Annotated in this window: 8 protein-coding genes; 2 read left to right on the top strand and 6 right to left on the bottom strand. The window is 72.7% G+C overall.

Going from position 1 to position 11,677, the window contains the following annotated elements; translation table 11 throughout:
* Nucleotides 1-2: 2 nt before the first annotated feature.
* Nucleotides 3-866, bottom strand: a complete 864-nt coding sequence (locus HD593_RS35675) for an FAD binding domain-containing protein (protein ID WP_185106326.1) — start codon at nt 864-866, stop codon at nt 3-5.
* Nucleotides 867-952: 86 nt separating this feature from the next.
* Here HD593_RS35675 and HD593_RS35670 point away from each other — a divergent pair, with 86 nt between their 5' ends.
* Entirely contained in the window at nt 953-1,861 is a 909-nt protein-coding gene (locus HD593_RS35670) for a LysR family transcriptional regulator (RefSeq protein ID WP_185106325.1), read from the top strand.
* Here HD593_RS35670 and HD593_RS35665 read toward each other — a convergent pair whose 3' ends face one another.
* From HD593_RS35665 to zwf, 5 genes are all read right to left on the bottom strand, one after another.
* Nucleotides 1,862-5,014, bottom strand: coding sequence for an NACHT domain-containing protein (locus tag HD593_RS35665; protein WP_185106324.1), 3,153 nt, complete (start codon nt 5,012-5,014; stop codon nt 1,862-1,864). It lies immediately after the preceding gene.
* Nucleotides 5,015-5,033: 19 nt separating this feature from the next.
* Nucleotides 5,034-5,645, bottom strand: coding sequence for a bifunctional 4-hydroxy-2-oxoglutarate aldolase/2-dehydro-3-deoxy-phosphogluconate aldolase (locus HD593_RS35660; protein ID WP_185106323.1), 612 nt, complete (start codon nt 5,643-5,645; stop codon nt 5,034-5,036).
* Nucleotides 5,646-5,729: 84 nt separating this feature from the next.
* Nucleotides 5,730-6,695, bottom strand: coding sequence for a glucokinase (gene glk, locus HD593_RS35655; RefSeq protein ID WP_312903943.1), 966 nt, complete (start codon nt 6,693-6,695; stop codon nt 5,730-5,732).
* A gap of 162 nt (nt 6,696-6,857) precedes the next feature.
* Entirely contained in the window at nt 6,858-8,789 is a 1,932-nt protein-coding gene (gene edd / locus HD593_RS35650) for a phosphogluconate dehydratase (protein WP_185106321.1), read from the bottom strand.
* A complete protein-coding gene (zwf, locus tag HD593_RS35645; RefSeq protein WP_312904465.1) occupies nt 8,789-10,216 on the bottom strand; it encodes a glucose-6-phosphate dehydrogenase in 1,428 nt (475 codons plus the stop codon). Before zwf ends, edd begins: the two co-directional genes overlap by 1 nt.
* Before the next feature lie 241 nt (nt 10,217-10,457).
* Here zwf and HD593_RS35640 point away from each other — a divergent pair, with 241 nt between their 5' ends.
* The gene (locus tag HD593_RS35640) at nt 10,458-11,672 is read left to right on the top strand and encodes an ROK family transcriptional regulator (protein WP_185106319.1); all 1,215 of its coding nucleotides are present in this window, start codon (nt 10,458-10,460) and stop codon (nt 11,670-11,672) included.
* Nucleotides 11,673-11,677: the final 5 nt, after the last annotated feature.

Raw genomic sequence — 11,677 nt, 5'->3', positions numbered from 1 at the left:
CGTCAGATCCTCCCTGCGGCCCTGGCCAGCGCGCGCCGGGTCAGCTCGGCGGCCAGGTGGCGCTTGTAGTCGGCGGGGCCGCGCTGGTCGGCGTGCGGCTCGCAGTGTTCGGCGGCGATCCGGCCCGCCTGCGCGAACGCCTCCGCGTCCGGCACCCGGCCGTCGAGGTAGGCCTCGGCCTCGGGGGCGCAGAAGTGCGCGGCGCCGACAGCCGTCAGCCCGATGCCGGCCTGGACGATCGTGCCGCCCTCGATCCGCAGCACCGCCCCGGCCGCCGCCACCGGCCAGTCGCCGACGCGCCGCTCGACCTTCTCGTACGCGCTGCCCGTGCCGGGCGCGACGGGCACGCGGAGCTGGATCAGCAGCTCGTTCGGCTCGACCGCGGTCTCGTAAGGCCCCTGGTGGAATTCCCTGACAGGAACGGTGCGCGTTCCGCCCGGCCCCTGGATGACCGCGGTCGCCCGCAATGCCGCGAACACGGCCGACAAATCCTCCGAGGGATCCCCTTGGCAGAGAGAACCGCCAACGGTCCCCCGATTTCGCACAATTGGGTCAGCGATAACACGCTCCGCATCCCGAAATATCGGGAAAAGGTCGGTGGCGGTGGCGCTCTCCAGCAACTCCGTGTGCCGCACCATCGCCCCGATCGCCAGCTCGTCGCCCTCCACGGCGATGCCGCCCAGCTCATCGGCCAGGCCGTTGATGTCGATCAGCGCCTCCGGCTGGGCCAGGCGGAGCTTCATCATCGGGATGAGACTGTGCCCACCTGCGACGACCCTCGCCTCGGGGCCGTAGTGCTCCAGGAGCTCCAGCGCGTGCGGGACGCTGTCCGCTCTTTCGTATTCGAACGTCGCGGGAACCTGCATGAGAGCACATTGCTGTTCCCGATTTGTCGCGACAATCCGCAAATAAGTCTTTCCTTAATGCGGGCCGGAGAACTAAGAAGGGATACGTGACTCTCAGCCAGCTCGGCGCGTTCGTTTTCGTCGCCCGCCTCGGCTCGGTCAAGGCCGCCGCGCGGGCGCTCGGCGTCAGCGAGCCCGCCGTGTCCCAGTCGCTGGCCCAGCTCCGGCGGCACCTCGGCGACCCGCTGGTGACCCGCTCGGGCGACCGCATGGTGCTCACGGAGGGCGGCCGCCGGCTGCTCGGCATCGCCGCCCAGATCGTCGCCCTCGGCGCCGAGGCCGTCGCCGCCGTCCAGCCGGGCCGTCCCGCCCGCCTGCACGTGGTCATGGACGCCGGCCTGGCCGAGTACGTCGCGGGCCCGCTGCTGTGCCTGTTCGCCCAGCGCAAGTCGGTGGAGGCCACCACCGGCGTGTCCGCGACCGCCGAGATCCCGCTGCTGCTGTCCAGCCGCCTGGCCGACGTCGCGCTCGGCGCCCAGACCGCGGGGCAGGGCCTGACGAGCCGCCCGGTGCTGCGCTGCCGCCTCATCGTGGTCGGCTCGCCCCGGGGGCGCCGCGACCACTGGCTGGTCGGCCCGTCCGGCACCGACCCGGCCAGCGACACCAGCCGCCTGCTCCGCCTGCTGCGCGTCCAGGAGTCGCAGGTACGCGTGTTCGCCAACCAGACCGCCGCCTGGAAGGCCGCGGCCGAGGGCGCCGGCGTCGCGCCCGCCACCGCGCACCTGGTGTCGTCGCAGTTACGCCGGGGCGAGCTCGTCCCCATCGAGACGCCCGCCACCCCGCTGCCCGCCTACTGGTACGCCACCGCCCTGGAGCCCGCCACCCGATCGGCCGCCGCGGGCACCTTCCTCGACTTCCTCACCACCCCGGCGGCCACCCAGATCATGCGGACGCCGGACGAGGGGATACCGCGCAGCCGCTTCCGGCCGCCGGTGCACGTGTCGATCTGGAGCTGATCACCTGCTGCGATAGAGCCGTCTGTCGAACAGGTGGCCGTTGCTCACCTCTTGGCCGGCCAGGAGGTGCACGTTCAGGTGGGCGTTGTTCGCCAGCGGCGCGAGATCCAGGCCGGGAGGGCAGGTGGACAGCCAGAGCGTACGCAGCCTGGGCAGCTGTGCCAGGGGCGAGAGATCCCGCACCGAGGTGCCCGCGAGCTGCAGCGATCGCAGCGTCCGACATCCCGCGATCGGGGAGAGATCGTCAAGCCAAGGGACCTGCCAGAGGACGAGCGCCTCCAACGCGAGTCGGGAGAGCGAGTCCAGGTCGGCGATGTTCTCGCGGTCACCGAGGACCAGGTCTCGCACGTGGGGGGCACGCTCCACGACGTCACGCGCGGAGACCAGCAGCGGAGTGCCGGAGAGCGACAGCTCCCGCAGACGGTCGAGTGGAGGCAGGGCTTCCCAGGCGGTCAGGGAGGCGGCCTCCGTGATATGCAGGGCCCGCAACCTGTCGAGGCCGCTGAGGAGGGTGAAGTCCGAGAGCCGGGGCACCTCGGCGAGCTGCAGGAAGGAGAGGTTCCGGAGACCGGTCAGAAAGTCGATCGTCGTGACGCCGCTCACGGTGAGGTCCGTCAGCGCGCTGAGCCGGCTCAGTGTGCGGAGCTCCGCCTTGTCGACAACGTTGCTCAGGTGAAGCTCGGTCAGCGATTCGCGATGGGTGAGCAACGGGCTGAGGTCCTTCACCCGCGCGCTGATCACGATGTGCTGCTGCGGGGGGAGCTCGCGCACGGCCTCCAGCTGCCCCGCGGTGACCACGGTGAGCCGGGGCGGGGTCTCCATGGCGGACAGCACCCGACGGGCGTAGGCCCGCGGCTCGAAGTAGCGCCAGCTCTTGACCAGCTCGTGCTGGACCCGCTCGTCGGCGGCGTAGCCCGCCAGCAGGTCGAGGGCCGCGGGCCCGTTGATCAGCTGAGCCGTCCTGGCGCAGGCCAGCGCGACGGCGGGAGAGAGCCCGCTCAGGTCCGCCGGTAACCGGTCGAGGACCACCTGCCCCGCCGGTGCCAGCGACCGCGCCGCGGTCGTGTCCCGCGGCGGGACGAGGTCGTCCAGGCACCGGTCCACCGCCTCCCGCAGCCGCTCGGGCACCGACGGCAGCGTCTCCAGGCACGCGCACACCAGGACCTTGAGCCGGCGCGCGCGCCGCGGCTCGGCGGCGATGCGGGACAGCAGCCCGCCGAGCAGCTCCTCGCGCAGCGGCCCGTTCGCGTGCCCGGCCGTCATCACCACGACCTCGCGCCACTGGTCGCGATGCGCGTTCGAGACGAGGGGCTCGACGTCGCCCACCTCGGCGGCGGCCCGTGCCGTCAGGTACTCCTGCATGGTCCGGTGCACGAAGTCGATCCGGCCCTCCGCCGCCTCGCGGATCACGCCGCTGCGTTCCAGCAGGTAGTCCAGCACCTGCGCGCCCGTGGCCCGCAGGCGCGGCATGGTGGCGACGACCCTGCTCGCCCACGCCAGCGCGGCCGGCTTGGCCAGCTCGACCCGGTTGGTGACCGACAGCTGCCAGGCCAGCTCCTGCAGCACCTGGATCTTCTGCGGGCGGTTCAGATGGACCTCGCCGTAGCTGGGGATGACCCGCTCGGCGTCCCTGCGCTCCAGCAGCATCTCCAGCGCCGCCGCGTACAGGCCCATGCGGTCGGGCGGGAGCTGGGAGGCCCGGTCGAGGTTGAGCGCGCACAACATGGACGCGAGCAGCGGCGTGGCCGCCAGCGCGCGCAGGTGCGGCGCGCTCTCCAGGTGCGACAGCAGCCGCGCCTGCACCACGGGCAGCTGCTCGGCCGGGCAGGGCAGGTCCGCGCTGCTCCTGATGGCCTCGTGCCAGTGCTCGACCAGCGCCCGCGTGTCCGCGGGCGTCATCCGCTCCAGGAACGCCGGAGCGAATCCCTCCTCCTCCAGCCACGACGACGAGGCGGCCGACGGGCGGCTGGTGACCAGGACCCGGATCGCGGGGAACGCGGCGAGCAGCCCGCGCAGCCACGGCTTGATCGCCCTGCGCTGCGCGCCGGTCAGCTCGTCCACGCCGTCGATCAGCAGCAGCGCCCGCCCCGACGCGAGCTGCCGGTGCGCCCACCCCGCCGGCATCAGCCCGGCCAGCGCCCCGGCGGTCAGGTCCAGGAACTGCTCCGGCCTGGGCAGCTCCCGATCGGCGTAGCTGCGCAGCTTCACCAGGAACGGCACGCATCCGTTCCAGTCGGCCAGCTCGCCCTCGAACCCACCCCGCGCGGCCGTGATCGCCAGCCAGCGCAACAGCGTGCTCTTGCCGCCTCCGGCCTCGCCCCGCAGCAACATCCGGCGGCCCTGGCCGAGCGCGCTCTCCACGCGCATGGTCGCGGGCTCGTCAGGAGAGTCGTGCCACGCGACGTGGGCGCCCGCGGCCTGGGCGGCGGTGACGGACAGGCTGATGTAGGCCACGCTCAGCGGCGTCCGGGGGCGGAAGCGCTCGACGCGCACGCCCAGCAGCTCCAGGTTGTCGAGCGTCCGGGAGACGTGCTCCAGGTAGCGGTGGGCGAACGCGGCGTCCCTGTCGGTGCCGTCGGGGGCCTCCAGCGTGCGGACGGGCAGCCGCGCCAGCATGGCGGCGAGCTGCTCGCCGAGCCCCGACAGGCGCGAGAGCGTCTCGGCGGCGGCGCGCGGCTGGAACTCCGGCAGGTGCCGGACGACCCTGACCAGGCAGTCGCAGCACTCGTCGAGCACGACGTCGTACAGCCGCGACTGCCCCTCGTCCAGGTCCCTGGGCGCGGGCAGGGTCCGGCGCAGGCCCCGCGCGAGCCGTACCGGGTCGGCGTCGGCGGCCAGGAGGGCGCCGTCGGACAGGTCCGCGAGGGTCAGGGTGTGCTGGACCTCGGCGAGCACGACCTCCCGGTCCTCGTCGCCGAGCCCGGGGAACTCGTGCCCGCACAGCTTCATGACCCGCGCCGTCACCGCGTCGGCGATGTCGTCGAGCTGCCGCTGCGCCTTGCGCCGCACGAGCTGGTCGGGCAGGCGCGTCCGCATCAGCTCGACGAGCGGCAGGCGGCTGCTCTCGCCGGCCGACCGGGAGGTCAGCCAGGCGCGCATGGCGCGCTCGCCGACTGCGGTGCCCACCTTCAGGGCGGCTGTCTCCAGAGCCACCCGATCATTATCCCGGGGATCAGCGCAGCGCGGCCGCCTCCGCGGCGAGCTTCTCCACGCGGCCCCAGTCCCCGGCGGCCAGCGCGTCGGCCGGGGTCAGCCAGCTGCCGCCGACGCAGCCCACGTTCGGCAGCGCGAGGTAGTCGCGGGCGGTCTCGGGCTTGATGCCGCCCGTCGGGCAGAAGCGCACGTCGGGCAGCGGCCCGGACAGCGACTTGAGGTACGGGACGCCGCCCGCGGCCTCGGCGGGGAAGAACTTCAGCTCCTTGATCCCCCGCTCGGCCAGCGCCATGACCTCCGACACGGTGGCCGCACCCGGCAGGTACGGCACGCCGCTGGAGTCCAGCGCCTCCACCAGCGACAACGTCGTGCCAGGCGAGACGAGGAACCTCGCCCCGGCCGACACGGACGCCGCGATGTCGTCGGTGGTCCGGATCGTCCCCGCGCCCACGGTCGCCTCCGGCACCTCCTCGGCGATCCTGGCGATGGCTTCCAGGGCGGCGGGCGTGCGCAGGGTCACCTCGATGACCGGCAGCCCCCCGGCCACCAGGGCGCGGGCCATCGGGACGGCGGTCCCGGCGTCCTCGATCACCACGACGGGGACCACTGGGGCGAGATCGAGCAGGCTCATGGGGTTACTCTCTCCTCGTCGGCCTCTCACGGCCGTCGTCTTGTCCTGTACAACCTGGTCACCTGCCCACCTGGTGGGCTTCAGTCAGCCCACCAGCTCGGTGCGGGCGTGCTGGCTCAGCCAGGCCGCCGCGCCCGTCATCCCGGGCTGGGCCGCGACGATCAGCACGGTGCCGATCTCCGACAGGTAGGCGGCCATGTCGGGGTTGTCCTCGAAGCGCGTACGGAACGCGCTGGCACGCACCCGCTCCACGATACGGGGCAGCACCCCGCCGGCCAGGTACACCCCTCCCCGGGCGCCGAGCGTCAGTGCCACGTTGCCGGCGAAGGTGCCGAGCATGCCGCAGAACACCTCGACCGTCTCCGCGCACAACGAGTCGTCCACCCTGGCGACGATGTCGGAGGCGGTCAGGTCGGGTGCGGTGACGCCGTTCACCAGGGCCAGCGCCCGGTGCAGGCGCACCAGCCCCGGGCCCGACAGCAGGTGCTCGGCCACCACGTGCGGCAGGCCCTGCGACTGGACGGCGCGGACGATCTCGATCTCGCGCGGCTCGAACACCGGCACCGTGGCGTGCCCGCCCTCGCCGGGGATCGCCGTCCAGCCGTGCACGCTGGGCACCAGCCCGCCGACGCCGAGCCCGGTCCCCGGGCCCAGCACCGCCTTGACGCCGTGCTCCGGCGCGGGCCCGCCCAGGGACACCAGCTCGTCGCCCGCCAGGTGGGGCAGCGACACGGCCAGCGCCTCGAAGTCGTTGAGCAGCCGCGCGTACGGCACATCCAGGTCCCGGATGGAGCCGGACCAGTGGGAGTTCGTGAGCCGGTAGTGGTCGCCGTCGATCGGGCCCGCGAGTGCCAGGCAGGCCGCCCCCGGCCGCACTCCGCCCGCGTGCTCCGCGAGATAGGCGGCTACGGCTTCGGGGAGGGTGGCGTAGTCGGCACCCGGCAGGACCGCGACGTCCGACGGGCGCGCCCCCGGCGCGGTGACGAGGCCGAACCGGGCGTTGGTCCCGCCGATGTCGGCGACGAGCCACGGAAGGTCAAAGGCACTCACGGATACCTCCGGCATTCGGGGCGGCGTCAAGATCGCTCGCCATACACCGAAGGATCCTACGATCGTTCACGTTTCCCCATGCGGGGTGGTGCGGACGTACGGGCTCTGGAGCGTTCAGCGCGCGCCAAACGGACACAGAGCACCGTACCGGCAAATATCCCGTCACCGGACCAGCGCGCCGACCGGCGCGCCCGTCTCGAGGTGGGACGAGCCCGCCTCGGCGGGGAAGCCCAGGCCGGGGCCGTGGTGCGGCGACTCGGCGCCGCTCACCCCGAAGATGCCGGCGCCCTGCTCGGCGTGCCCCGCCATCCGGCGGAAGGCGGCGAACAGCTCCCGTCCCGTGCCGACCCACTGCGCGTCGCTCAGCGGCCGGCCCTCGGGCGTGCGGCGGGCCAGCTCCTCGGCCGGCACCCGCAGCTCCAGCGTGCCCGCCGCCGAGTCCAGCCTGATCACGTCGCCGTCGCGGACCAGCGCGATCGGCCCGCCGTCGGCCGCCTCGGGCGACAGATGGATGGCCGCCGGCACCTTGCCCGACGCGCCCGACATGCGGCCGTCGGTGACGATCGCCACCCGCTGGCCCCTGTCGAGCAGCACCGCCAGCGGCGAGGTGAGCTTGTGCAGCTCGGGCATGCCGTTCGCGCTGGGGCCCTGGTAGCGGATGACCGCCACGAAGTCCTGCCCGTCCAGCTCCCCCGCCTCGAACGCCTTCAGCAGGTCGAGCTGGTCGTGGAAGACCTTGGCCGGCGCCTCGATCACCAGGTGCTCCGGCTTGACCGCCGAGACCTTGCTGACGGCGCGGCCCAGGTTGCCCTCGACCATGTGGATGCCGCCGTCGGCCGAGAACGGGTCGGCGGCCGGGCGCAGCACGTCCAGGTCCTTGCTGCCGCCGGTGACCGGTGCCCAGACCAGCTCGCCGTCCACCAGCTCGGGCGCCTCGCGGTAGCGGTCGAGGCCGGGGCCCGCCACGGTCATGACGTCCCCGTGCAGCAGGCCCTCGTCCAGCAGGTCGCCGATGAGCACCTGCATGCCGCCGGCGTCGCGGAAGTGGTTCACGTCCGCCTGGCCGTTCGGGTAGATCTTGGTCAGCGACGGCACGACCTCGGACAGGCAGGCCAGGTCGTCCCAGGTCAGCACGATGCCCGCGGCGGCGGCCATGGCGACCAGGTGCAGCGTGTGGTTCGTGGAGCCGCCGGTGGCCAGCAGGGCGACGCAGGCGTTCACGATCGACTTCTCGTCCACCAGCTCGCCGATCGGCGTGTACTCGGCGCCGTGCGCGGTGATCTCCACCGCCCTGCGCCCGGCGGCCTGCGTGAGCGCGTGCCGCAGCTCGGTGTGCGGGTTGACGAACGTCGAGCCGGGCAGGTGCAGGCCCATGACCTCCATCAGCGCCTGGTTGGAGTTCGCGGTGCCGTAGAAGGTGCAGGTGCCGGGGGAGTGGTACGACTTGGCCTCGGCGTCCAGCAGCTCCTCCCTGCCGACCTTGCCCTCGGCGAACAGCTGCCGGGTGCGGGCCTTGACCTTGTTCGGCAGGCCCGAGGCCATCGGGCCTGCGGGCACGAAGATCGCGGGCAGGTGGCCGAAGTGCAGCGCCCCGATGAACAGCCCCGGCACGATCTTGTCGCACACGCCCAGCAGCAGCGAGGCGTCGAACATGTCGTGCGACAGCGCGATCGCGGTGGACATGGCGATCACGTCGCGGCTGTAGAGCGACAGCTCCATGCCGGCGCGGCCCTGCGTGATGCCGTCGCACATGGCGGGCACGCCGCCCGCCACCTGCGCCACGCCGCCGGCCTTGCGCACGGCCTGCTTCAGCTCCGGCGGGTAGGTCTCGTACGGCTGGTGCGCGGACAGCATGTCGTTGTAGCTGGTCACGATGGCCACGCCGGGCTTGGCGGAGCCGCGCAGAGCCGGCTTGTCCTCGGCCGGGGCGCCCGCGAAGCCGTGCGCGAGGTTCGCGCAGCCCAGGTGCGCCCGCGCCGGGCCCTTCGCCCTGGCGGCCTCGCCCTCACGGCGGATCCGCTCCAGGTAAGCGGTACGGCTGGCGGCGCTGCGCTCGGCGATCCGGTCGGTGATCTCCTGGATGACGTGGTTCATCACATTTCCTCCTCGTGCCAGGCACGACCGCTGCGGCCGAGCAGCTCGTGGGCTCCGGCGGGCCCGGTGGTTCCTGCGGGGTACGGCTCGGGCAGCGCGGGGTCGGCCTGCCAGGCTTCGAGGATCGGGTCGATCCACCGCCAGGCCGCCTCGACCTCGTCGCGGCGCATGAACAGCGTCGGGTTCCCGGCCAGCACGTCCATCAGCAGCCGCTCGTACGCCTCGGGCACCCGCGCCGTGAACGTCTTGCCGAAGCTCAGCGACAGCGGCACCGGCTTGAGCGTCGTCTCGCCCGCGCCCGGCTCCTTGGCCATGATGTGCAGCTCGATGCCCTCCTCCGGCTGGAGCCGCAGCACGAGCCGGTTCGGGGCGCCGCCAGGGAAGATGGAGTGCGGCACGTCCTTGAACTGCACCACGATCTCCGAGCGCCGGTACGGCATGCGCTTGCCGGTGCGCAGGTAGAACGGCACCCCCGCCCACCGCCAGTTCTTGACCTCGGCCCGGATCGCGGTGAACGTCTCCACCCGCCGCGAGGCCTCGTTCGGCGGGGTGGAGGCGGGCTCGTCGAGGTAGCCGACCAGGTCGCCGGCCTCGGTGTACTGGCCGCGCACGGTGAAACGGTCCACCTCGCCGCCCGCGATCGGCCGCAGCGCCTGCAGCACTTTGACCTTCTCGTCGCGGATGGCCTCGCGGTCGTTGCGGGCCGGCGGCTCCATCGCGGTCAGCGTCAGGAGCTGCAGCAGGTGGTTCTGCACCATGTCACGCAGCGCGCCCGCGTGGTCGTAGTAGCCGCGCCTGCCCGGCGTGCCGACCGTCTCGGCGGCCGTGATCTGGACGTGGTCGATCCACAACGAGTTCCAGATCGGCTCCAGGAAGGCGTTGGCGAAGCGCAGGACCAGCAGGTTCTGCACCGTCTCCTTGCCCAGGTAGTGGTCGATGCGGAAGATCTGGCGCTCGTCGAAGATGGCGCCGACCTCGTCGTTGATGCGCTGCGCGCTCGTCAGGTCGTGGCCCAGCGGCTTCTCCAGCACCACGCGCGAGCGCGGCGTCACCAGGCCCGCCCGCTCCAGCTCGCGGCAGAAGGGGCCGAACGTCCTGGGCGGGCTGGCCAGGTAGAACACGCGGTCGCGGGCCTCGTGGCCGGCCAGCAGCTCGGCCAGCGCGCTCCAGCCTGAGCTGTCGTCGCGGCCGACGTCCACCGACACGTGGTGCAGGCGGGCCAGGAAGTGCTGCCACTGGCCCTCGTCCGTGACCGGGAGCTGGTCGCGTACCTCGGCGTCCACCTTGCCGCGGAAGTCGGCGTCGGTCAGCCCGCCCCTGGACATGGCGATGACGCGGGTCTCCGGGGAGAGCCTGCCCTCCCTGTCGCTGTGGTACAGCGCCGGGATCAGCTTGCGCATGGACAGGTCGCCGGTGCCGCCGAACACGACGAGGTCGGCGGTGTGGGCGGCAGGGCCGGTCGCGGGAGCGGCGGTTCCGGCGGCTTCGACGGCTTCGGCGGCTTCGGTGGTGGACGCGGTGGACACGGTGCGGGACTCCGATGATCTACCAAGCAGGGACAGAACGGACACTAACGAGAGTTTGGGTCTCACACAAGCGGAGTTTTGGTATTTGAGATAAAAAAGTCACGACTTTTCATGACACAACCGCATGTGGTTCACTTAGCCGATGCCTCGACGTACCGCTGCCGCCCTCGCCACCAGTGGCGAGGTGCTCCGCCTCATCCGCACCGGTGAGGCCGTGACGCGGGCCGACCTCGGCCGGGTGACCGGCCTGTCGCGCCCCGCGGTGCAGCTGCGCGTCGGCGAGCTGCTCGAACGCGGCCTGGTCGTGGAGCGCACCGACGCCCCGTCCACCGGCGGGCGGCCCCCCGTCCGGCTGGAGTTCAACGCGTCGGGCGGCGTGGTGCTGGTGGCGGCGCTCGGCGCCTCACGGACCCGCGTGTCCGTCTGCGACCTCGCCGGGGCCGAGCTGGTCGGGCGCGAGTTCGCGATGGACGTGGAGCAGGGGCCAGACACCGTGCTGCCGGTGCTCATGGACACCTGGGACGAACTGCTCGGCGACCGGCCGCGCTCGATGATCCAGGGCGTCGGGATGGGCGTGCCCGCCACGGTGGAGTTCGCGCAGGGCCGTACGGAGAGTGCCCGCGTCATGGCCTCCTGGACCGGCGTCGTCATCCCGCCGATCATCCGCGAGCGCTTCCCCGTACCCGTGCTCGTCGACAACGACGTGAACGTGCTGGCCATCGGCGAGCACCGCGGCGCGTACCCCGACCTCGACGACCTGATGTTCGTGAAGATCTCCACCCGCATCGGCGCCGGCGTGATCGCCGGCGGCGGCATCCTGCGCGGCGCGCTGGGCGCGGCGGGCGAGATCGGGCACATCCCCGTGCTGGACGGCGGCGGCGTGCTCTGCCGCTGCGGCAACTACGACTGCGTCGACTCCGTCGCCAGCGGCACCGCGCTGCTGCGCGAGCTGCGGGCGGGCGGCAAGGACGTCAGGACGATCGCCGACGTGACCGCCCTCGTACGGGCCGGCGACGCCGAGACCATGGCCACGGTCCGCGAGGCCGGCCGGCGCATCGGCGAGGTGCTGGCGGGAGCCGTCAACATCCTCAACCCGTCGGTGGTGGTGCTCGGAGGTGACGTGGCGGAGGCGTTCGGCCCGCTGGTGTCGAGCATCCGCGAGGTCGTCTACCGCCGCTCCACCGCCCTGGCCACCCGGCGGCTGCGCATCGAGCCCAGCCGGCTGGGAGCGGGGGCCGGGATCAGCGGGTGCGCGGTGATGGTGCTGGACCACGTGCTCTCGCCCGAGGCCGTGGACGAGACCATGACCCTTACGGCCTTGCGGCGGGACCGCCTGCCCGTCACGGAAGCGGGCTGAGGGCC

It is taken from the genome of Nonomuraea rubra, from assembly GCF_014207985.1.
Classification (GTDB): Bacteria; Actinomycetota; Actinomycetes; order Streptosporangiales; family Streptosporangiaceae; genus Nonomuraea; species Nonomuraea rubra.
This window is presented reverse-complemented; position numbering and strand designations above follow the sequence as displayed.